The sequence below is a fragment of the Alloalcanivorax xenomutans genome (genome assembly GCF_900217905.1).
Classification (GTDB): domain Bacteria; phylum Pseudomonadota; class Gammaproteobacteria; order Pseudomonadales; family Alcanivoracaceae; genus Alloalcanivorax; species Alloalcanivorax xenomutans.
In genome coordinates, this window is record NZ_OBMO01000035.1 from 1 (window position 1) to 20,977 (window position 20,977).

At 62.8% G+C, this 20,977-nt stretch carries 21 protein-coding genes; 10 read left to right on the forward strand and 11 right to left on the reverse strand.

The genetic code is table 11. The features are described from left to right. Positions 1-262: 262 nt before the first annotated feature. Entirely contained in the window at positions 263-1,462 is a 1,200-nt protein-coding gene (tyrS, locus tag CRO06_RS19475; RefSeq protein ID WP_097059206.1) for a tyrosine--tRNA ligase, read from the reverse strand. 295 nt (positions 1,463-1,757) lie between these two features. On the opposite strand from tyrS, the gene CRO06_RS19480 reads away from it, so the two are divergent. After that, positions 1,758-3,059, forward strand: coding sequence for a peptidoglycan DD-metalloendopeptidase family protein (locus tag CRO06_RS19480; protein WP_097059198.1), 1,302 nt, complete (start codon positions 1,758-1,760; stop codon positions 3,057-3,059). Next, the gene (locus tag CRO06_RS19485; protein ID WP_097059199.1) at positions 3,049-4,140 is read left to right on the forward strand and encodes an anhydro-N-acetylmuramic acid kinase; all 1,092 of its coding nucleotides are present in this window, start codon (positions 3,049-3,051) and stop codon (positions 4,138-4,140) included. Before CRO06_RS19480 ends, CRO06_RS19485 begins: the two co-directional genes overlap by 11 nt. On the opposite strand, the gene CRO06_RS19490 is transcribed toward CRO06_RS19485, so the two are convergent. The 5 genes from CRO06_RS19490 to CRO06_RS19510 form a co-directional block, all read right to left on the reverse strand. Next, entirely contained in the window at positions 4,141-4,683 is a 543-nt protein-coding gene (locus tag CRO06_RS19490; protein ID WP_231504657.1) for a phosphatase PAP2 family protein, read from the reverse strand. Positions 4,684-4,786: 103 nt separating this feature from the next. After that, positions 4,787-5,125 (reverse strand): iron-sulfur cluster insertion protein ErpA, encoded by a 339-nt coding sequence (gene erpA, locus CRO06_RS19495; protein ID WP_172800767.1) that lies wholly within the window; start codon positions 5,123-5,125, stop codon positions 4,787-4,789. A 126-nt stretch (positions 5,126-5,251) separates the two neighbouring features. Continuing rightward, a complete protein-coding gene (locus CRO06_RS19500) occupies positions 5,252-5,689 on the reverse strand; it encodes a bactofilin family protein (RefSeq protein ID WP_097059200.1) in 438 nt (145 codons plus the stop codon). A gap of 69 nt (positions 5,690-5,758) precedes the next feature. Beyond that, positions 5,759-6,511, reverse strand: a complete 753-nt coding sequence (locus tag CRO06_RS19505) for a DUF6776 family protein (RefSeq protein ID WP_097059201.1) — start codon at positions 6,509-6,511, stop codon at positions 5,759-5,761. 163 nt (positions 6,512-6,674) lie between these two features. Beyond that, complete coding sequence (locus CRO06_RS19510) at positions 6,675-8,051, reverse strand: chloride channel protein (protein ID WP_022995106.1); 1,377 nt, start codon at positions 8,049-8,051, stop codon at positions 6,675-6,677. Between the two features lie 136 nt (positions 8,052-8,187). Here CRO06_RS19510 and hemJ point away from each other — a divergent pair, with 136 nt between their 5' ends. The 4 genes from hemJ to hemL all read left to right on the forward strand — a co-directional run bounded on the left by hemJ (position 8,188) and on the right by hemL (position 11,644). After that, on the forward strand, positions 8,188-8,613 hold the full coding sequence (hemJ, locus tag CRO06_RS19515; RefSeq protein ID WP_097059202.1) for a protoporphyrinogen oxidase HemJ: 426 nt from the start codon (positions 8,188-8,190) through the stop codon (positions 8,611-8,613). Positions 8,614-8,778: 165 nt separating this feature from the next. After that, entirely contained in the window at positions 8,779-9,573 is a 795-nt protein-coding gene (thiD, locus tag CRO06_RS19520) for a bifunctional hydroxymethylpyrimidine kinase/phosphomethylpyrimidine kinase (protein ID WP_022995108.1), read from the forward strand. Continuing rightward, positions 9,570-10,208, forward strand: a complete 639-nt coding sequence (gene thiE, locus CRO06_RS19525; RefSeq protein WP_022995109.1) for a thiamine phosphate synthase — start codon at positions 9,570-9,572, stop codon at positions 10,206-10,208. The genes thiD and thiE overlap by 4 nt, the downstream gene beginning before the upstream one ends. Before the next feature lie 146 nt (positions 10,209-10,354). Next, the gene (gene hemL / locus CRO06_RS19530) at positions 10,355-11,644 is read left to right on the forward strand and encodes a glutamate-1-semialdehyde 2,1-aminomutase (protein WP_022995110.1); all 1,290 of its coding nucleotides are present in this window, start codon (positions 10,355-10,357) and stop codon (positions 11,642-11,644) included. 165 nt (positions 11,645-11,809) lie between these two features. On the opposite strand, the gene ybaK is transcribed toward hemL, so the two are convergent. Genes ybaK through mrcB form a run of 3 tightly spaced genes read right to left on the reverse strand, consistent with a single transcriptional unit; the run spans position 11,810 to position 15,083 of the window. Continuing rightward, on the reverse strand, positions 11,810-12,274 hold the full coding sequence (gene ybaK, locus CRO06_RS19535; RefSeq protein WP_022995111.1) for a Cys-tRNA(Pro) deacylase: 465 nt from the start codon (positions 12,272-12,274) through the stop codon (positions 11,810-11,812). Further along, positions 12,271-12,783, reverse strand: a complete 513-nt coding sequence (locus CRO06_RS19540) for a tetratricopeptide repeat protein (protein WP_231504658.1) — start codon at positions 12,781-12,783, stop codon at positions 12,271-12,273. The genes ybaK and CRO06_RS19540 overlap by 4 nt, the downstream gene beginning before the upstream one ends. Next, on the reverse strand, positions 12,759-15,083 hold the full coding sequence (gene mrcB / locus CRO06_RS19545) for a penicillin-binding protein 1B (protein ID WP_097059203.1): 2,325 nt from the start codon (positions 15,081-15,083) through the stop codon (positions 12,759-12,761). Before mrcB ends, CRO06_RS19540 begins: the two co-directional genes overlap by 25 nt. A 204-nt stretch (positions 15,084-15,287) precedes the next feature. On the opposite strand from mrcB, the gene CRO06_RS19550 reads away from it, so the two are divergent. The 3 genes from CRO06_RS19550 to CRO06_RS19560 are packed head-to-tail and all read left to right on the forward strand — an operon-like array spanning position 15,288 to position 17,615. Then, positions 15,288-16,292 carry an adenosine kinase gene (locus CRO06_RS19550; protein ID WP_097059207.1) on the forward strand — a complete coding sequence of 335 codons (1,005 nt, stop codon included), beginning with the start codon at positions 15,288-15,290 and terminating at the stop codon, positions 16,290-16,292. Positions 16,293-16,320: 28 nt separating this feature from the next. Further along, the gene (locus CRO06_RS19555; protein WP_022995115.1) at positions 16,321-16,653 is read left to right on the forward strand and encodes a Rieske (2Fe-2S) protein; all 333 of its coding nucleotides are present in this window, start codon (positions 16,321-16,323) and stop codon (positions 16,651-16,653) included. Further along, positions 16,650-17,615 carry a serine/threonine protein kinase gene (locus CRO06_RS19560; protein WP_097059204.1) on the forward strand — a complete coding sequence of 322 codons (966 nt, stop codon included), beginning with the start codon at positions 16,650-16,652 and terminating at the stop codon, positions 17,613-17,615. Before CRO06_RS19555 ends, CRO06_RS19560 begins: the two co-directional genes overlap by 4 nt. Here the strand turns inward: CRO06_RS19560 and sfsA are convergent. Next, entirely contained in the window at positions 17,610-18,332 is a 723-nt protein-coding gene (sfsA, locus tag CRO06_RS19565) for a DNA/RNA nuclease SfsA (RefSeq protein WP_055099429.1), read from the reverse strand. The genes CRO06_RS19560 and sfsA overlap by 6 nt on opposite strands. Next, positions 18,329-19,504 (reverse strand): aminotransferase class I/II-fold pyridoxal phosphate-dependent enzyme, encoded by a 1,176-nt coding sequence (locus tag CRO06_RS19570; protein WP_244902862.1) that lies wholly within the window; start codon positions 19,502-19,504, stop codon positions 18,329-18,331. The genes sfsA and CRO06_RS19570 overlap by 4 nt, the downstream gene beginning before the upstream one ends. A gap of 252 nt (positions 19,505-19,756) precedes the next feature. On the opposite strand from CRO06_RS19570, the gene dksA reads away from it, so the two are divergent. Continuing rightward, on the forward strand, positions 19,757-20,818 hold the full coding sequence (gene dksA / locus CRO06_RS20350; RefSeq protein ID WP_097059205.1) for an RNA polymerase-binding protein DksA: 1,062 nt from the start codon (positions 19,757-19,759) through the stop codon (positions 20,816-20,818). The last annotated feature ends 159 nt before the right edge of the window (positions 20,819-20,977 follow it).

Consider the following 20,977-nt stretch of genomic DNA (forward strand, 5'->3'; position numbering starts at 1 on the left):
AATCATGCTCAACTCATTACAACTCAACTGGGTTGACTTGTTCAGAGTCGATATCTAGTCAAGAACTCGACCCCAAACAGGTCCCACACGTTTGCCTGCCTGATTGTTAAAGAGCTGCGGGGCCGCGTCTGCGTTGTTGCCCCGTCGAGGAGTGCGCATTCTACGGATCGCGCCTTTCCTGTCAAACCTTTTTTCGAACTTTCCTGAAAAAAACTTTCGATCGCCTATTTTTCAGCCAAACCAGGGCTTTCCGCCCCCAGGATCACTTGATCGTGACCCGGGCGATCTTCTTCTTGCCGGCCTGAATCACCGCGCTTTCGCCACGTTTGAAGCTGCGCTCCGTGGCCAGTTGCTGACCGTCCACGTAAACCGCGCCGCGCCCGAACACATCCTTGGCCGCCTTGCCATTCTGAGCCAGCCCGGCGAGACGAAGCAGGGGCACGATGTGCACTTCATCCCCATCATCCAAGACCACCTCGACTTCCGGCACATTCTCCGGGATGTCTCCCAGAGCGGTGATATTGCCGGCGGAGGACGGCGCTGCCCGCGCCGCCTCCTCGCCATGGAAACGGGCCACCATCTCCAGAGCGAACGCCTTTTTTGCCTCCTGGGGGCTGCCCAGGCGCTCGGCTTCCTCCTTCAGCCGGGCCAACTCCTCATTGGATACCGCACTGAGCAGCTCGTAATAGCGCCAGGTCAGGGCGTCCGGCAAGGACAGCAGCTTGCGGTACATATCCCCTGGAGCGTCGGTGACGCCAACATAGTTCCCAAGGGACTTGGACATCTTCTGCACCCCGTCCAGGCCTTCCAGCAGCGGCATGGTCAGGCAGATCTGTGGCGGCTGACCATGCCCCTTTTGCAGCGTCCGCCCCATCAGGAGGTTGAACTTCTGATCAGTCCCGCCCAGTTCGACATCGGCCCGCAGCGCCACGGAGTCATACCCCTGCACCAACGGATAGAGGAACTCGTGGATGGCAATGGGCTGATTGCCTCGATAGCGCTTATCGAAATCATCCCGCTCCAGCATCCGCGCCACCGTATACTGACTGGCCAGGCGAATCAGATCGGCCGCGTCCAGTTCGCCCATCCAGGAGGAGTTGAACGCCACCTCGGTCTTTTCCGGATCCAGGATCTTGAACACCTGCTCCTTGTAGGTCTCCGCATTACGCAGCACGTCCTCACGGCTGAGCGGCGGCCGGGTAACACTTTTTCCGGAAGGGTCCCCGATCATGCCAGTGAAATCACCAATCAGGAAAATCACCTGGTGCCCCAGATCCTGAAAGTGGCGCAGCTTGTTGATCAGAACGGTATGCCCCAGATGCAGATCCGGGGCGGTGGGATCAAATCCGGCTTTGACACGAAGAGGGCGCCCGCTTTCCAGACGAGCCCGCAGTTCGTCTTCCAGAATAATCTCATCCGCGCCCCGGCGAATCAGTGCCAGCTGTTGATCCACATCAATCATCGATTGCCTCTGCCATTCCATATCCGCGCTCCGCTCCCGCCGTGAAAGTCCGGGAACCGGCGCCGCTAGCGGTGCTCCAATAACACCAGCCTGTTTGAACCGCGGCATTGTAGCACCTTGGAATAGTTGTAAAAGACATATAAAGACAGGTATCTTTGCTGCAATATTTTTTTCATCGCCTCAGGCGGCACAAACTCAGAGCGTTACTTACAGCATGAGAAAACATATATCCGCCCTCGGTCGATCGGTGCGCCATTTTCCCCGCACCCACCTTTTGCTCTCCGGAAGCCTTGTTTTGATCGTTACCCTGGTGACCCTGTTACCGGAATCCGGAGAAAGTCGACCCGAACGCCCCCAGACCCTGAATTTGAACCTCGACGCCGCCGGCGATCCCCCTGTCGCCGCCAAACCGGCTCCGGCGGCGGACACCGAATCCGCACCAGACAGCGATCTCGCCGCCGAACCAGCACCTCCCGAGCCCACGCCCCAATGGGAGACCATCACCGTGGCCGCGGGCGACACCCTGGGCCGCCTGCTACAGGACCGCGGCGTTACCGCCGCCCAGGTTCACCGGCTGGTGACCGGCGACAAGCGTCTGCAGGATCTCAAGAATATCCGCCCCGGCCAGACCTTCGAGGTCCTGCTCAACGACCAGGGCGAACTTCAGGCTCTGAAGTACAAGCCTTCCAGGATCCAGACCATCACCGCCACTCTCACCGGGGACGGCACCTGGCAAGCCAGCAGCGAACAGCGCGAGTACCAGCGCCGCGTTCGCTTCGCCGACGCCACCATCAACAGTTCGCTGTTCCTTGCCGGCCAGGCCGCCGGCATGAGCGACAATCTGACCATGCAGCTGGCCAACATCTTCGGCTGGGATGTGGATTTTGTTCTCGATATCCGGCCCGGAGACCGCTTCCGCGTGCTCTTCGAGGAGCTGTACCTGGACGGCGAGAAAGTCGGCGAAGGGGACATCCTGGCCGCCGAGTTCTGGAACCAGGGCCGCCACTTGACCGCCTATCAGTATCAGGATGAAGACGGTGCCGTGGCGTACCTGGACGCGGAAGGCAACTCCATGCGCAAAGCCTTCATCCGCACCCCGGTGGCTTTTTCCCGCATCAGTTCCGGCTTTAACCCCGGGCGCCGCCATCCAGTGCTGAACACGATCCGCGCACACAAGGGCACCGACTATGCCGCCCCCTCCGGCACGCCGATCAAGGCCGCCGGCAAAGGCAAGGTCATCTTCGCCGGAGTCAAAGGCGGCTATGGCAACGTAATCATTGTCCAGCACGGCCGCCGCTACACCACGCTGTACGCTCACATGCGCGGCTTCGCCAAGGGCATTCGCGTGGGCACGCGAGTCAATCAGGGCCAGACCATCGGTTACGTGGGCTCTTCCGGCCTCGCCACCGGCCCCCATCTGCATTACGAGTTCCGCATTGACGGCGTGCATCGCAACCCGCAAACCGTTCCGTTGCCCAAAGCGCAGGGCGTCAGCCCGGGAAACAAGGAGCAGTACCTGACTCAGGTGCGCCGCATGAACTCGCAGATGACCCTGTTTGCCGGAGCCGCCACCCTGGCACGCAGCGATGTCCGGTGACGGGCTCTACATTGGTCTGATGACCGGCACCAGCGTCGATGGCATCGACGCGGTGCTGGCCCGCATCGGCAAGCGGGACTTTCAACTCCTCGCCCACCAGGGCTCTCCCTTACCCGCCCCCCTTCGTGACGACATCCTGAAGCTGTGCCGCAGTGGCCCCGATGAGATCGATCAGGCCGGGCGCCTTCATCGGCAGCTCGGCGACGCTTACGCCCGGGCCACGCAGGCCTTGCTGGCGCAATCCGGTTACCGGCCGGAGCAGATCCATGCCATAGGCTGCCATGGCCAAACCGTTCGCCACCGCCCCGGCGATCTCGGCTTCAGCGTTCAACTCGGTTGCCCGGACACCCTGGCCGTCCACACTGGCATCCCGGTAGTGAGCAACTTCCGCAATAAAGACATGGTGCTCGGCGGTCAGGGAGCGCCTCTGGTACCCCGCTTCCACCAACGGCTGTTCGGCGCGGTGGCGCAAAAGGTCGCGGTGGTCAACATCGGCGGCATGGCCAATGTCACTCTGCTGGATGATGGCAATCTGATTGGCGGCTTTGATACCGGTCCCGGCAATGTCCTGATGGACCTCTGGACACAACGCCATAAGGGCGAGCCCTATGACCGGGACGGCGCCTGGGCCGCCGGCGGCACCCTCATGCCGGATCTGCTGAACACCCTGTTGGCCGACCCCTATTTTCGGCTGCCGCCGCCGAAAAGCACCGGCCGTGAGCATTTCAACGAGGACTGGCTGCAACGGCAACTGCCGGCGGACGCCAACGCGCGGCAAGTGCAAGGCACCCTGGCGGAACTGACCGCCCGCACCATCGCCGACGCCCTTGGCGATTTCGCGCCACAACGGCTGCTGGTTTGTGGCGGAGGCGCCAATAACCGGCACTTACTCGCCCGCCTCCATATCCTGCTCGACATCCCGGTGCATTCCACCGAGGATTTTGGTCTGCACCCGGACTGGGTGGAAGCCGGCGCTTTTGCCTGGCTGGCCTGGGCCAGAGTCGAAGGAGAAACCGGGAATGCGCCAGCGGTCACCGGAGCCAGCCGAGCCGCGGTGCTCGGCCAGCTCACGCTGCCCTGATCACACGCTGCCGAGAACCCAAAGCGCGCTCAGCGTGGACGAGATACCCAGGGTGGCGCCAGCGAGGATATCCGTGGGGTAGTGCACGCCCAGCAGCACACGCGAGGCGCCGACCATAAGAGCGAACAGCACGGCCATGGGCGCCAGTGCCGGGAAGAAAACACAAATCAGGGTGGCCATGACGGAAGCCGCGGCGGTATGCCCCGACGGGAAACTGAAGCGGTCCGCCGGTTTGATGAAGGCATTGAGCGCCTCCACGCTGTCCGCCGGACGCGGGCGGCGAATCAGATTCTTCAGCAACATGAACGCCGGCACCTCAATGACGTAGGCAATAGCCGCCGCCTGCGCGAACACCGTGCCAATGCCATCCAGCAAGGTCCACACCAGAGCCACCAGCACCACGTACAGAGGCCCATCACCAAGGCGGGATACCAGGCGTGCCGCTCGGGCCCAACGGGCTGCCCGCGGCTGTTTGGACAGCCAGCACATGGCACGCACGTCGGCGGCGGTCATACGTTGGAAACTGGGTCGCTGAATCATCATGCCTCCAGCATCCATGCCCGTGGAGACAATGATTTGACTGTTTGGTGACGGTTTTATGACGATCCGCCAGGGGTGTCTCGCACGGAGATTGCCCTTGAAAGATTTACACAGAGAAGGAGGAGCCGCAACCGCAGGTTGTTGCCGCATTGGGATTGTTGACCACGAAGCGGGAGCCCATCAGCCCCTGCTCATAGTCCACTTCGGAGCCATCCAGGTACTGAATACTCATGGCATCCACCAGCAAGGTCACGCCTTCCCGGTCCACCGAGGTATCGTCGTCGTTAACCTGCTCATCGAAAGTAAAGCCGTAGGAGAACCCCGCGCAACCACCGCCAGTGATGTACACCCGCAGTTTCAGATCGGGATTGCCTTCGTCATCACGCAACTCCTGGACTTTCTGAGCCGCGCGCTCGGTCAGGGTAATAGGTGCGGATTCGCTCATCATGATCACTTCATATCCAGGGCGAGCATGGTCCAATACCTGAGTGTTTTAGTCAAGAATGACCGACGGCGGCTTGTGCCACCGCCATAAACCTCACCGGCATCAGCTTGAAACAGGCCCGATAGCTCAGACGGTTTCCGCCGGATCCGCCTCGACCTGTCCCCCGGCTTTCTGCCCGGGGGCCGGCAGATTACGCCGTTCCTCGTCCATGCGCACCAGTTTACCGTTGACCCGGGCGCCCATCACCATTTCCAGCATGATGTAATAGACATTGCCGTCCACCGACGCCTTGCTGGCCAGCTCCAGGTGCTCGGCGGCGCTGACGTCACCCTCCACCCGGCCATTAATGGTGACCCTCGGCACATGAATCTCGCCGCGCACCACCCCGGTCTCACCGATGATCAGCTGTCCACCTTCATCGCCGGCACGAATGTTTCCTTCCACTTCCCCCTGAATATGCAGGCCACCGGTGAATTCCACATCCCCCAAGATGCGGGCACTGGCGGCAATCAGGGTGTGGTCGCGAAAGCCTTGTGCATTGCCTTTCTTATCTCGACCCAACACCGTTGTCTCCTGATGATTATCGTTGCAGCGGAGCGCTTCGAAGCGCGCCCCGCTCCCCCCCCTGGAAGCTCACCAAGGCAGTCGTTGTTCCGACTGTGCGGTCCTTCGCCCGGATGCCGTGGCGGTCACCTCCAGAGATGACACCTGCAGTTCCGCGGGCACCGTTACAATACCCGAAAGCTCCTGAAAATACCGGAACTGAAACCTGTCCTCACTGTGCTCTTCCAGGTAATCCGTGGCATCGGCGGTAAACGCCTCGCCATCCCGGCTGCCGCGCAGCGTGAAACTGACACGGCCGGACAGAGCGTCCCGGTTCTCCCCGGTTTGCACCAGCACCAGGTGATAACGCACCCGCCGTTCGCCCTCCGCGGGACTCAATTCCAGTTTTTGCACCACCAGCCCATGATTTTCGTCACTGGGGGACATCACACTCTTATAGAACGAGACCGCCTGCTCCAGTTCCGCCTGCTGATCACGCAGGGCCCGGATCTCCTGACGCAGCTGCTCGCGCGCCTGTTCCCCCACCTGAGCTTCGGTGCGGTACACCGCCAGATCCTTGCGGGCCTGATCCAGTTCCTGTTTGACCTGGTGCAAAGAGCGTCGGGCAGGCCCGTCCTCCTCACCCTCGCTACTGTCGCCGGCGATTACCGACAGCCCTGGCACGCCATACCACCAGACCAGAGCACCGCCGCCCACCAGACACCCCAGGCACAATACCAACACCGCCAGGCCCGCCAACAAACGTCGCCGCCGCTGGGTAGAGGGACTGATCGGCACCAGTACCACATCGTCCAACCGGTTTTTCACGCCCCACTTCGCCATCAGGACCACAACCCGCTATCGCTATTAGCGATGCGCGCCCTGGGATTGTTTGCCGTTTCAGCCAAGGCCATAGAATGCTCCAAACAGGTAACTCCCCCGAGCCCCGGGCTATTCAGGCCTCCGGAACCGGAAAATAATAGGCAGGGCCGTCCGGCCCGACAACTCAGGCCGTCTTGTCCTCACCGGCGAGACGCCGCCCCTCGGCCGCCATCCCCGCGCCGCTGGCCATGCGCTCCGCCAAAGAATCATACAATGGACGCGACCATACCAGTTTCGACACCGCGGCGGACAAAAAGGCGCCCACCATCAGAGACAACAGCAGATCGTGTCGGTTGCCGGTCAATTCCATGACGATCACAAAGGACGTGATCGGACGCTGAATCACGCCGGCCAGAAACGCCGCCATCGCCACCACGGTGATGCCGACCACCGAGGTCTCCGGGAACCAACCGCTCATGGCACTGCCGATGCCGGCACCAGCGGCCAGGCTGGGTGAAAACAAACCACCGGGCAGTCCAGTGAAATAGGACACCAGGGTCGCGCCCATTTTCGCCAGCGGGAAGGACCAGTCACCGACATGCTCTCCATCCAGCAGGCTGCGCGCCTCCTCGTAACCACTGCCATAAGTCGCACCACCGGTGAGCAGCCCCAGCGCCACCAGCACCACGCCACACAGAAACACCACCCGATACGGGTGCCTGACGGCATGCGGCGTCAACCAGCGGCTGCCACTGATCAGCAGACGACTGAACAGACCGCCCAGCAAACCGCAGATGAGCGCCACCACACCGATGGCCAGCCAGTTGGCGGTCAGTTCCAGATCACCCTGGGGATGGCCGAAGTAGCTGTAGTGGCCGTTGATCATCAGTACCACCACACCCGAGAGGATGATCGCCAGAATCAGGGTACCGCTGGTGCGTTGTTCGAAGGAGCCGGACAGTTCCTCAATGGCGAACACAATCCCAGCCAGCGGGGCGTTGAACGCCGCCGACACCCCGGCCGCGCCCCCGGCGACGATCAGAGCGTTATCCACATATTTTTGCTGCAGACGTCCAACCTGACCCACCGAATACATCATCGCGGCACCGATTTGCACGCTCGGACCCTCGCGGCCGATACTGGCGCCGCACAGCACCCCAAGCACGGTGAGAACGAACTTCAGCGCGATCACCCGCAGCGACAGGAAGGTGGGGCGCAACCAATGGTAGCGTTGCTTGAGCACCACCAATACCTGAGGAATCCCGCTACCTTGGGCTTCCGGCCCCATGCGGCGCATCAGCCAGATGATCACCATCATCCCCAGCGGGGTCATGGCGACGGGGATGTAAGGCGAGTAGGCGTGAATGCGGTTGAAGGTTTCCGAGGCCAGCTCCACCGCCCAGGCGAACCCCACCACCAGCAACCCGACCAGCAGAGCACCGATCCAGAACACGGCGCGCAGCTTCCAGTCCTGAATGGTGCCCAATTGCCTGCGCGTAAGGCGCCGCGTGCGGAAGAAGTAATAACGTAACAGCCGGCCGGAACGCGGTCCTCTCTTCACTAGACTCCCCGAGCAGAAAAGCACACCCCGGCCAGCCCTCCGCCAACCCGGACGTGATCATTGAAAGCCGTTATAGTGTACGCCCGGAAGCCCGGTACAGCCACTGGGCCACTTTCGCTGCAAGGAGCCCCAACCCATGTTTTTGTGGCTGAAAGCCTTTCATTTGATTGCGGTTATATGCTGGTTCGCTGGTATTTTTTACCTTCCACGCCTGTTCGTGTATCACGCCATGGCCGAGGATCAGGTCAGTCGCGAGCGCTTCAAGATCATGGAGCGCAAACTTTACCGGGGCATCATGAACCCGAGCATGATCGTCACCGTGGCGCTGGGCCTGTGGATGCTGATCAGTCACTGGGACCTGTACAAAACCCAGGGCTGGATGCACGCCAAGCTGGCGCTGGTGGTATTGCTGATCGGCTATCATCATATGTGCCTGGTCCACCTGAAGAAGTTCGCCGCCGACGCCAACACCAAAAGCCACCGGTTCTTTCGAGTGTTCAACGAAATCCCGGTACTGTTGCTGGTCGGCATCGTGATTCTGGTGGTGGTCAAGCCGTTCTGATCGGGGCTCTTGACGCCACCGGCTGAACGTCTGAGGCTAGGGCCTGTTCACCCTATTTCCATCCCGCCTGCTGGATGAAAATAGGGTGAACAGGCCCCAGCAATACACGCCGGCGCCTTCGCCCGGCGTCCCACTTTCTGCCCTTCGGCTTTCGACGACGACACCATGAAACCCAATATTCTTGTTATCGCCGGACACGACCCTTCCGGCGGCGCCGGCATTCACGCCGATATCGAGGCCATCCATGACCTGGGCGGACTGGCCAGCACGCTGATTACCGCGCTGACGGTGCAGAACAGCCAGCACGTGCGGGGCTTCCAACTGACCGATATCGACCTGCTGGAGCGCCAGGCGGACGCTCTCCTCGCCGACTACGATTTCCAGGCGGTGAAGATCGGCATGACCGGCTCACTGGCCACGGTCCGCTTCATCGCCCGCCTGCTGGCCCGCTTGCCCGGTGTACCGGTGATCCTGGACCCGGTCCTGGCGGCGGAGAGCGGCGGCAGCCTGACCCGGGAATCGCTCGGCGATGCCATGATCGGCGAGTTGGCGCCACTGTGCGAGCTGCTCACCCCCAATCTGCCCGAAGCCCGGCTGCTGGCCGGAGACGGCGGAACGCCGGGCGCGACGAGCACGCAAAGCGTGGCCGATTGCGGCCAACGCCTGTGCCAGAGGGGCGCCAGAGCGGTGTTGATCACCGGCACCCATGACGACACCGATCAGGTCAGCAATCATCTGTTCCGAGGCACCGGTGAGACACAAAGCTGGCACTGGCAACGCCTGCCCCACGTCTATCACGGCTCCGGCTGCACCCTGGCGTCCTCCATTGCCTGCCTGCGTGGCCAGGGAATGCCGCTGGAGCAAGCCGTGGCGGAAGGGCAGGCCCGCGTGGATCATTACCTGCGCGCCGCCTGGCGGCCGGGCCAGGGCCAGCACGTGCCAGACCGGAGGACACCATGACATCCCGCTTGCATGGCCTTTATGCCATCACCGACCCCATGCTCATCCCGGATCAGCGTCTGCTGCCCGCGGCCCAGGCCGCTCTGCGTGGCGGCGCCCGGCTGCTGCAATATCGCGATAAACCCGCCAGCGCCATGCAGCGGCTGGAGCGAGCCGGCCGCCTGGCCGCCCTGTGCCGCCAATATGGTGCCCTGTTCATCGTCAATGACGACCCGGCCCTGGCCCAGGCGGTCAACGCCGATGGCGTGCATATGGGGCAAAGCGACGGCGCCGTGCCCGCCGCCCGGGCCCTGCTCGGCGCCGACAAGATTATTGGCGTCTCCTGCCACGGCGATCTGGCGCTGGCCGCCAAAGGCGCCGCCGAAGGCGCGGATTACCTGGCGCTGGGGCGTTTCTATCCGTCCCATACCAAACCCAAGGCGCCGCCGGTGACCCTGGACACCCTGCGGGAAGCCCGTGATCGCTTCACTCAACCCCTGGTCGCCATCGGTGGCGTCACCGCGGACAACGCCCAGCCGCTGATTGACGCCGGCGCCGATATGGTCGCACTGATTCACGGTCTGTTCGCCACCGCCGACTGCGATGAAATCGAGGTCAGGGCGCGCCAGCTCTCCCGGTTGTTCCCGGTCCGCTGACCCGGAACGGTCATCTTCCGGAGGTGGCGACCGGTTTCCGGAATACGCATAATGCCCATCAATCCCCGGTGGCGGATGCCACCCTCATGATCCCCCGCCCGGCCCTTCCGTGAGCCGGGCCCGGATCCGTTTCGCAAGGAGTTCCCATGAGTCGCACGCAATCCGAACAGCTGTTTCGCCGTGCCCAGAAGCACATTCCCGGCGGCGTCAACTCTCCGGTCCGCGCCTTCAGCGGTGTCGGCGGCACCCCGGTGTTCTTCGAGCGGGCGGAGGGCGCCTACCTGTTCGACGAGGACGACAACCGCTATATCGACTACGTCGGTTCCTGGGGCCCCATGGTGCTGGGCCATAACACCCCAGCGGTACGTGAAGCCGTGCAACAGGCAGTGGCTCGCGGGCTGAGCTTCGGCGCGCCCACCGAGGCGGAAGTGGAAATGGCCGATCTGGTCTGCGAAATGGTGCCTTCCATGGACATGGTGCGCATGGTCAACTCCGGCACCGAAGCCACCATGTCCGCCATCCGCCTGGCTCGCGGCCACACCGGCCGGGACAAGATCATAAAATTCGAAGGGTGCTACCACGGCCATGTGGACAGCCTGCTGGTACAGGCGGGCTCCGGCGCCCTGACCCTGGGCACGCCCAGTTCCCCCGGCGTGCCGGCGGCGGTCACCGCCGACACCCTGGTACTGCCCTACAACGATGCCGCCGCCGTGGCGGAAGTGTTCGCCCAACAGGGCAGCGATATCGCCGCGGTAATCGTCGAACCGGTGGCCGGCAACATGAACTGCGTGCCGCCCACCCAGGGCTTCCTGGACACTCTGCGAGCCCAGTGCAGCGAGCACGGCGCGCTGCTGATCTTTGACGAAGTCATGACCGGCTTCCGCGTCGCTCTGGGCGGAGCCCAGGCCCTTTATGGCATCACCCCGGATCTGACCACCCTGGGCAAGATCATCGGTGGCGGCATGCCGGTGGGCGCCCTCGGCGGGCGCCGCGAGATCATGGAAAGCCTGGCGCCACTGGGACCGGTCTACCAGGCCGGCACCCTGTCCGGGAACCCGGTGGCGATGGCCGCCGGCCTGGCCACGTTGCAGGCTCTACGCGAACCGGGCTTCCATGACACTCTTGATGCCAAGGCGCGGCGCCTCACCGAAGGCTTGTCGATGGCGGCACGGGAATGCGGGGTCGGCTTCACCACCAATCAGGTGGGCGGCATGTTCGGTCTATTCTTTACCGAGCAGACCCGGATCAGCCGTTTCTCGGATGTGATGGCCTGCGACAAGGAACGCTTCCAGCGCTTTTTCCATGCCATGCTGGACCGAGGCATCTATCTGGCACCAAGCGCCTTTGAGGCCGGTTTCGTCTCCATCGCCCACAGCGACGAAGACATCGACGCCACCATCAAGGCCGCCCGCGAAGCGTTCGCGGCGCTGCTGTAGCGATCCGTGGACCCAGCGGCACACAGTTCGCTGGGCGCTTACACATGTCGCTGCTAAAGCAGCTTCCCACGGACCGGACTACGAAGCCGCTGTGGGAGCTTGCCTTGCAAGCGAATGGGCTCTCAGTTCTTACCTCTGGCCCATCGAATTGTGAGACAACACTGGTCAGCGGGCCAGCGGCGCCAAGCGACCGCCGGTCAGTGCCAACAGGTCCACCGGCGCCATTTCAATTTCCAAGCCGCGCCGGCCGCCGCTCATATACAAAACACCTTGGCTTTCGGCACTGTGGTCCAACCACAGCGGCAGCCGCTTTTTCTGCCCCAATGGGCTGATACCCCCGAGCACATAACCGGTAAGGCGTTGCGCCACGGCGGCATCCGCCATGGCCGCTTTCTTGCCACCGGCGGCTTTGGCCAGGGCTTTCAGATCCAGTTGTTTGTGCACCGGAACCATGGCCACCTGAGGCCGCTCATCCACCATCGCCAGCAGCGTCTTGAATACCTGTTCAACAGGCAGCCCCAGAGCGTCCGCGGCTTCCAGCCCATAGCTGGGTGCCTGTGGATCGGCCTGGTAGCTGTGTGTCCGAAAGGCCACGCCGGCTTTTTCGGCGGCCTTTACCGCCGGTGTCATGCCGTCCCCCGGCGCAGTTCCTGAGCCCGTTCGCGTGCCTCACGGGCGCCTTCCTTATCCCCTTGCCGTTCGCGGGCGGTGGCCACCAGATCCCACAGTTCCGCCTGATAACCCGGATTGTAGGGCGCCAGCCGCAGGGCTCTCAGGGCCAGCCCTTCAGCGGAGTGAGCGTCGCCTTCCTCCAGACGCAAGCGGGCCAACTGCCGGTACACCCAGGAGGAATCCGGTTCCATGCTCAGCGCCCGTTCCAGGTACCGTCCGGCCGCGGACATATTGCCCTGGTTGCGGGCCCCCTCGGCGCGATCAAGCAAAGCCAGCGCCGGCGACCCCTGCAGATCAGCCCGGGCATCCACCGGTTGCTGTCGCGGCTCACCGGAGGGCGGTGATGATCGGGACGAGGACGAAGACGCGGAAGTGCCGTAGTCGCCCCCCGTCCCCGTCGTTGGTGTCGTCGCGCAGCCGGCCAGCATGGCCGCCAGCAGCATCAGTCGAACCAGCCCTTGAACCATTGCAGTACCCCTTTCTTCTTGTCGCCGTCACGGGATCCGCAACGGTCGGCCTCCTCGGGAATCGATGCTGGCAGCATCGGGTAGCGGTGGGCACCATCACAGCCCTCGCCGCTGACCAGGGTACCGGACGGATCCATCCAAACCCACTCCACGCCGGCCGGCGGTTTCTGCGACAGGCTGCGTTGCGGCAATGAAGCCATCAATTGCGCCCACACCGGCACCGCGCCGGAAGAACCGCTGACCCCGGCCGGGCTGTTGTCGTCCCGGCCTACCCACACCACCGCCAGATGATTGGCGGAAAAACCGGCAAACCAGGCATCGCGGAAATTATCGCTGGTGCCGGTCTTGCCGGCCACCTTCACCGAAGCCGGCAACTTGGCGCGCACTCCACGACCGGTGCCCTGATCGACCACGTCCTGCATTGCTTGTTGCAACACGAACACCGGTTCCTGCGGCAACACCTCCTCGGTGGTGATGGGATAACGGGCGATCGGCTGGCCATCCTTGTCAAGCACATCGGTGATCGAACGCAACGGCGTGGAGAAACCGCCGGTAGCCAGCGGCTGATACATCATCGCCACTTCGAACGGCGTCAGTCCCAGACTGCCCAGCAAAATACTCGGATAGAGTGGAATGTCCCGCTGTACGCCCAATGTTTTCAGCGTCTCCGCCACCTTGCTCAAGCCCACTTCCATGCCGAGTCGTGCCAGAGCCTGGTTGCGCGAGCGCACCAGGACGTCATGGATCGGCATGGGGCCCAGGGATTTGTTGTCGAAGTTCTTCGGCTGCCAGGGTTCATTATTGCGCAACGGCACCGACAGCGGCTCATCGTTGACGATGGTCGCCAGGCTGTATTTTTCCGGTTGCTCCAGCGCCGCCAGCACCACCGCCGGCTTCACCAGCGAGCCGATCGGCCGCACCGCGTCCAGCGCCCGGTTGAACCCGTGCTCCCGGGAGCGGCGATTGCTGACCACCGCCAGCACATCGCCCTGGGTCGGCGCCACCACCACCACCGCCCCATTGAGATGGTTCTTGCCGCCGGGGTCCTTGTTTTCCAGGTGATCGCGCAGCGCCTTTTCCGCCGCCAACTGGGCCAGCACATCCAACGTGGAGTGGATGCGCAAACCGTCGACGCCCAGCACCTCCGGCGGATAGTCACGGGCAAGTTGCCGCCGCACCAGATCGATGAACGCCGGGAACGCATAAAGCGGCGATTCGCCTCGCGGCACTACTTCAAGCCCCCGTTTGCTGAAGCGGTGCAATTCCTCCTCGCTCAGCGCGCCTTGCTGACGAGCCACCTGCAACACCGTGTTGCGGCGCTTGAGCGAACGCTCCGGGCGGCGCCGGGGATCGTACCAACTGGGCCCCTTGAGCAACCCCACCAGGGTCGCCAGTTGATGTGGTTCCAGCTCTTCCAGAGGACGCCCAAAATAAAACTGCGCGCCCAGCCCCATGCCGTGGATGGAACGGGATCCGTCCTGGCCGAGATAGACTTCGTTGATGTAGGCCTCGAGGATCTGTTCCTTGCTGTAATGCAGCTCCAGCAGTACCGCCATTGGCAGTTCCACCAGTTTGCGCAACAGAGTGCGATCCTGAGTGAGCCAGAAATTCTTCACCAACTGCTGGGTCAGTGTACTGCCGCCCTGCACCAGACGGCCGGCTTTGATATTGGCCAGCATGGCCCGGGCCAGTCCGCGCAGGGACACCCCGTGGTGCTCGTAGAAATCCTGGTCCTCGGTGGCCAGCAACATTTTCACCATCAGCGGTGGCACGCGGTCCAGCGGCACATAGACCCGGTCCTCACTGTGCCCCGGATGGATGCTGCCGATCTGCATCGGCTCCAGCCGTGCCAGGGAGCCTCCCTGCCCCGCCTGCAACGATGCAATCTCTCCACCGCCGAGACGCAGATTAAGGCGCTGGGAAGGTTCGCCGCCATCGCTGTCGCGGAACCCCCGGGTGTGAATGATCAGCCGATTGCCGTTCACCGAATAACTGCCCGGAGTGGGCGCGCCCGGCGCCTGCCGGTAGCGCATCAGCTCCAGCATTTTGAGCATGTCCGCCCGTGACAGAACCCGGCCGGGATACAGTTCCACCGGCCGGGCATAGACCCGCGCCGGCAACTGCCAGACATGGCTGTCAAACCGTTCCTGCACCAGGGCGTCCAGATAGATCAGGCCGGCGGCCATCGCCACCAGCCCCACCGCCAGGACCTTGGCGAGGAAACGCCCGCTGATCCAGCGCCGCGCCGACGCTTTCTTCTTACGGCGGCGCGGAGCCGCTCTCTTCGCTTTTTTTGCCATGGCCGGGAGTATACGGAAAAGTGTGGGGATTTTATGAGGGCCCCGGAAGGATTGATGCGCCGGCGGTGATCTTTGAGGAAATTTTGCAACCGCCCCGGCCATCTCCATAATAGGCCCCGCCAGGCCCGTCCCCCACCCGGGCCGCCTTCCGTCCCGCACGGAACCGGGATGATCAGAGGTGGGAACAGCCCCAACGGAGCCACCATGGAAAAGAAATACGACGTCTACGCCCTCGGCAATGCCCTCGTGGATACGGAAATCGAGGTCAGTGACGCCTTTCTCGAACGCATGGAGGTGGGCAAGGGGCTGATGACCCTGGTGGACCAGGCACGCCAGGCGGAGTTACTCCGGGCACTGGAAGGCGAAGCCGAACCCCACAAGCTGACCAGCGGCGGCTCCGCCTGCAACACCGTGGTGGCGGCCCGTCAATTTGGCGGCAGTGGCTATTACGCCTGCAAGGTGGCCGGGGATGACACGGGTGATATCTTCGTGCGCGAATTGCTGGCCGCCGGCGTCGACACCAACATGAACGGCAACCGCCCGCGGGGCATTTCCGGTCGCTGCCTGGTGATGATCACGCCGGATGCCGAACGCACCATGAACACCTTCCTTGGCATTTCCGAGCAGGTCTCCGAAGACGAGGTTGACGAACAGATCGTGGCGGCCTCCCGCTACGTCTATCTGGAAGGCTATCTGGTCAGTTCCCCCAGTGCCCGGGCCGCCGCCATCCGCCTGCGCCAACTGGCGGAAAAAAACGGCGTCGGCACGGCTCTGACGTTTTCCGATCCGGCCATGGTGCGTTTCTTCCGTGATGGCCTGACGGAAATGCTCGGCGACGGTGTTGATCTGCTGTTTTGCAACGAAGACGAGGCCAAGGGCTTTACCGACACCGATACTCCGGAAGCCGCCCTGGAAGCTCTGAAACCGCTGTGCCGCACCCTGGTGATGACACGGGGCGCGGAAGGTTCCTTGCTGTGGGACGGCCAGCAGACACACTCTGTCCCCTGCGATCCAGTGAAACCGGTTGACACCAATGGCGCCGGGGACATGTTCGCCGGCGCCTATCTTTATGCCATCACCCATGGCCACGACGCGGTCACCGCCGCCCGTCTGGCCAACGCCGCCGCGGGCCGCCTGATCGTTGAATTCGGCCCGCGCCTGCCCAATGGCGCCCATCAGGAAATCCGCCAACGCATCCTGGGCGAGTGAGCAGGCAGTAAAAGGAGAGAACACCGCGATGCAGGCCGTATGCAGTATTCACGATATCGAGGACGACAGCGCCCGGGAATTCCAGGTGGATGACCAACCGGTGGTGATCGTCAAACGGGACGGGCAGTTCCATGCCTACCTGAACTGGTGCCCGCACCTGGGCATCGAGCTGAATTTCATGCCGGATCAGTTCCTCGACAGTGACAATCAATTCCTCATTTGCGCCAATCACGGCGCCCTGTTCGAGATCGAATCCGGCGATTGCCTGTCCGGCCCCTGCAGTGGCGATGCCCTGCTGGCGGTCCCCCTGGAAGTCCGCGAGGAACAAATCTGGCTGGGCGAGGTACCGCAACCGGCATGAGCCATCCCTTCGACCACCTGACCCCGGATCTCATGCTGGACGCCCTGGACGGCGTCGGCTTTCTCACCGACGGCCGCTTGCTGGCGCTCAACAGCTTCGAAAACCGGGTTTATCAGATCGGTCAGGAAGAAGGACCGCCGGTGATCGTCAAGTTCTACCGCCCTCAGCGCTGGAGTGACGAACAAATCCTGGAGGAGCACCGTTTCAGCCTCTTTCTGGTGGAACGGGACTTGCCGGTAGTGGCGCCCTTGCAACGGGACGGCCGCACTTTGTTCGAGCATGGCGGCTTCCGCTTCGCCGTCTTTCCCCGCGCTGGCGGTCATGCGCCGGAGTTGGCCAATGATGCTCATCTCGAGCAACTGGGGCGGACCCTGGCGCGCTGGCACGCGTGCGGGAACGACCGTCCCTACCGGCGCCGCCCCACCCTGGATGTGATCGCCGACATCGAAAAAGCCGCCGCCCAACTTACCGAGGAAGTGGTGGATCTGAACTACCGGGGCCAATACCGGGACCTGACCGCTGCTCTGGTATCACGGCTGCGAACCCACCTGGCGGGTCGAGACTTTCCCCTGCTCAACGTGCATGGCGACTGCCACGGCGGCAATATCCTTTGGCGCGAATACGGAGAAACCGGAGGTGGCCCTCACTTCGTCGATCTGGACGACAGCTTGCGGGCGCCCGCCATGCAGGATCTGTGGATGCTGCTTTCCGGTGAGCAGGAAGAGCAGCGCCATCAACTGCAGGTGGTGGCCCGGGGCTATGAGCTGTTTTTGCCCTTCCCCTGGGATCAGAGTGTGCTGATCGAACCCCTGCGCATTCGCCGCATGATCTGCCATGACGCCTGGCTGGCCCAGCGTTGGGATGATCCGGCCTTTCCTCCCGCCTTCCCCTGGTTCGACAGCCCGCGCTATTGGCAGGACCGGGTCACCACCATGGCGGAGCAGGTTCAGCGGCTGTCATAACTTGAGAGGCAAAGGGATCTCCAGCCGGGTCTCGGCCTCGGTCATCGCGGTTTTCCAGGCCAATACTTCCACGCCTTTGTCCACCGCCTCTCGCAACAGCTCGCCGTAACGGGCATCGATTTCATCCGCCGGGCGCACCGCCACCGCGCCGGAATGCTGTACACAGAAGAACAGCACCGCCCGCTTACCCGAAGCCGCCACCGACATCAGGGTCCGCAAATGCTTCTGGCCGCGTTCGGTGATCGAATCCGGAAAGGCGATGACGCCATCGTCGGGATCGTCAGGGCCAGGCCCCAGAGTGACGTTCTTCACTTCAATGAAAGTATGAGGCGCGGCGCGATCACCCAGGGCCAGGTCGAAACGGCTGTCACCGAAGGTGATCTCGCGTAACACCCCGGCGCCCGGTTCCAGCTCCCGCACCCGCCCTTCCGCGATGGCTTCCGCCACCAGTGTATTGGGGCGGCCGGTATTGACCCCGGCCCAATGGCCGTGGGCCACCTGCACCGCTTCCAGTGTGTGGCGATACTTGCGCTTGTCGTTGCCGCTGTCGGAGATCAGAGCCGCCTGTTCCCGGCCCGGCAACACGCAATGCTTCATGGAACCGGTGTTGGGGCAATGCACGGTGATCTCGCTGCCATCGGCCTGACGTACATCGGCCAGGAAACGCTTGTAGCGGCGCAACAGGGTGACCGCCTGCATGGGAGGATCAAACTTCATTGCCTCTCCAGGAAGCGGGCCAGACGCTCCAGCGCCTGATGCAAGCGCTCCTCGTCGCAGGTGTAGGCGAGACGAATGTAACGCTCGGGCTGGTGAGCCTCACCAAAATCCAGCCCGGGGGTTACCGCCACACCCGCTTCTTCCAGCAAGCGTCGGCAAAGTTCGAAGCTGTCCCGGGTGTGGGCGCTGACATCCACGTAGATATAGAAAGCACCTTCGCTGTCACCGACCACCGGCAGCCCCATTCCCGGCAACGCCTCCAGTAACAAGATACGGCGCCGGGCCAGCAACTGCCGGCGCTGCTCCGCGATAGCCAGCGTATCTTCGCTGAACGCCGCCATCGCCGCATGTTGAGCCACCGTGCCCGGAGCCAGGAACCAGTTTTGCGCCAGCCGCTCCACCGCCGGCACCGCCCCCGCCGGCGCCACCAGCCATCCCAGCCGCCAGCCGGTCATGCCGAAATATTTGCTGAAGCTGTTGATGACCCAGGCGGCGTCGCCATGCGCCAATACGGTTTCCGCTTCGGCGCCGTAGCAGAGCCCCTGGTAAATTTCATCAACGATCAAAGTGCCCTGCCGCTCCCGGCACCACCGCGCCCAGTCATTCAGCTCGCCGGCCGGGATACGATTACCGGTGGGATTGTCCGGGCTGGCCACAAGGGCAACGCGGGTCGTTTCACCCCACGCGGAGCGCAGTATGTCACCGCTGGGACGAAACCCCGTCGATGCCTGTAACGGCATGGGCTGCGGTACACCGCCAAACATACGAACGAACTGGCGGTTACAGGGGTACCCCGGATCGCACAACAACACACCGTCGCCAGGGTCCAGCAATGTCCCCAGAGCCAGTTGCAAGGCACCGGAGGCCCCCGGTGTGACCACGATCCTGGCCGGATCCACCTGCGCGCCGAAGCGGTCGCGGTAATCCGCGGCGATGATCTCACGCAATGCCGGCAACCCCGCCGCGGGAGTGTACCGGGTCTGCCCCAGATCCAGGGCGTGGCGGGCCGCCGCCATCACCGGCGACGGGCAAGGAAAGTCGGGCTCCCCCACCTCCAGATGGATGATATCCCGGCCCTGGGCCGCCAGTTGTTGGGCCCGCTCCAGCAACGCCATCACGTGAAAAGGCGGAACGGTGTTGGCAAGGCGGGAAATTCTTTGCGAATCAGTCAAGAAAAACCCCTTTTCTGTCGCTATGTTGTGGCTATAATCCCGTGGTTTCGTGGCGTCAAGAAACTCCGCCGGGCGAGGGAAAGCCCACCGGGTTGACTGCCATCGCCAACAGTGGCATGGCAGGCAGTAACGCGGTAAGGTCGAAGATTACACTATTGACGGGCTCCGGTTGGGCGGGGCCCTGTTCAGGGAAAGCTCAGGGAACTGGGCTCCGAATAGCGAGTCGTGACTATGTTAAGGGAGTTGATCAAAATGGCCACCGGGAAAAAAGCTAAAAAGAAAGCCATCGCCAAATCCAAGGCCGGTGCAGCCCGGACTTCCGCCGCCGGCAAGAAAGCCGCGGTGAAAAAAGCCGCCGTCAAGAAGAAGGCTGTAGCTAAAAAGGCCGCTCCCAAGAAAGCGGCGGCCCAAGCCGCGGCGAAGAAGGTCACGACCACGAAAAAAGCCGTCAGCAAGCGCCCCGCCAGCGCAAAGAGCACGGCCAAGGCAGCCCCTTCCGGCAGCGGCAAGAGCAAGGCCGCCAGCAAAAAGGCAGCGGTCAGCAAAACCGCCAAGACCACCACCAAAGCAACGGCCACGAAAGCCAAACCGAAGACTCAGGCGGCCCGCAAATCAACCCCGGGCCCCGCTTCCTCCACTCGCAGCAAACAGGTGAAAAGCACGCCCAAAAGCAAATCGAGCGCCACAACCACATCCCAATCCAAGGCCTCCGGCACCGCCAAGCGCGCAGCCAAGGCCAAGCCGGCTCCGGCCCAAGCGCCGGCCCGGAATACGACGACGTCATCGGGAACCGCCAGGAAGGCTCCCGGCAGCCAGGAGCGCAGGCCGTCCCGTTCCTCTTCTTCAGTTCAGGTGAAATCGACGGTGAAAAAACCCGCAACAGCCGCCGACAAAGCGGACAACCTTATTCATGGAGTCACTCCTTATGTCGCCAAAGAAGGCGAGGAGTACATGAACGACGCTCAGCGCGCCCATTTCCGTCAGGTTCTTCTGGCCTGGCGCCAGGAGTTGATGGAAGAAGCGGATCGCACCATGCACCACCTTCAGGACGAGGTGGCCAATCTGCCCGATCCCGCCGACCGGGCAACCCAGGAGGAAGAATTCGCATTGGAACTGCGCACCCGCGACCGCGAGCGCAAACTGCTGAAAAAGATCGAGAAAGCCCTCGATCAGATCGACAAGGATGACTACGGCTACTGCGAGGCCTGCGGCATCGAGATCGGCATTCGCCGATTGGAGGCCCGCCCCACCGCGGAGCTGTGCATCGACTGCAAGGAACTCGCCGAGATCAAGGAAAAGCAACTGGCGGGCTAGGCCCACCAAGTGAATAGTGAACAATGAACAGTTAAAAACCCGGGAAGCAGGACCTAGTCCTGCTTGGAGTGGCCCCAAAAAAGTAGACACCTTCATTGACGAGGAAGGTGTATGCAATTTCGCAGCAAGCGTCGGTTTAGTGACGCGTTCAAACGCGAG

Coding starts and splice junctions, on each gene's coding strand:
- CRO06_RS19490 (WP_231504657.1), bottom strand. CDS start 4,683: ATGATGATTCAGCGACCCAGTTTCCAACGTATGACCGCCGCCGACGTG.
- CRO06_RS19555 (WP_022995115.1), top strand. CDS start 16,321: ATGCAGGCCGTATGCAGTATTCACGATATCGAGGACGACAGCGCCCGG.
- hemL (WP_022995110.1), top strand. CDS start 10,355: ATGAGTCGCACGCAATCCGAACAGCTGTTTCGCCGTGCCCAGAAGCAC.
- ybaK (WP_022995111.1), bottom strand. CDS start 12,274: ATGACACCGGCGGTAAAGGCCGCCGAAAAAGCCGGCGTGGCCTTTCGG.
- tyrS (WP_097059206.1), bottom strand. CDS start 1,462: ATGATTGATGTGGATCAACAGCTGGCACTGATTCGCCGGGGCGCGGAT.
- sfsA (WP_055099429.1), bottom strand. CDS start 18,332: ATGAAGTTTGATCCTCCCATGCAGGCGGTCACCCTGTTGCGCCGCTAC.
- thiE (WP_022995109.1), top strand. CDS start 9,570: ATGACATCCCGCTTGCATGGCCTTTATGCCATCACCGACCCCATGCTC.
- thiD (WP_022995108.1), top strand. CDS start 8,779: ATGAAACCCAATATTCTTGTTATCGCCGGACACGACCCTTCCGGCGGC.
- mrcB (WP_097059203.1), bottom strand. CDS start 15,083: ATGGCAAAAAAAGCGAAGAGAGCGGCTCCGCGCCGCCGTAAGAAGAAA.
- CRO06_RS19540 (WP_231504658.1), bottom strand. CDS start 12,783: ATGGTTCAAGGGCTGGTTCGACTGATGCTGCTGGCGGCCATGCTGGCC.
- CRO06_RS19550 (WP_097059207.1), top strand. CDS start 15,288: ATGGAAAAGAAATACGACGTCTACGCCCTCGGCAATGCCCTCGTGGAT.
- CRO06_RS19485 (WP_097059199.1), top strand. CDS start 3,049: ATGTCCGGTGACGGGCTCTACATTGGTCTGATGACCGGCACCAGCGTC.
- hemJ (WP_097059202.1), top strand. CDS start 8,188: ATGTTTTTGTGGCTGAAAGCCTTTCATTTGATTGCGGTTATATGCTGG.
- erpA (WP_172800767.1), bottom strand. CDS start 5,125: ATGAGCGAATCCGCACCTATTACCCTGACCGAGCGCGCGGCTCAGAAA.
- CRO06_RS19505 (WP_097059201.1), bottom strand. CDS start 6,511: ATGGCGAAGTGGGGCGTGAAAAACCGGTTGGACGATGTGGTACTGGTG.
- CRO06_RS19560 (WP_097059204.1), top strand. CDS start 16,650: ATGAGCCATCCCTTCGACCACCTGACCCCGGATCTCATGCTGGACGCC.
- dksA (WP_097059205.1), top strand. CDS start 19,757: ATGGCCACCGGGAAAAAAGCTAAAAAGAAAGCCATCGCCAAATCCAAG.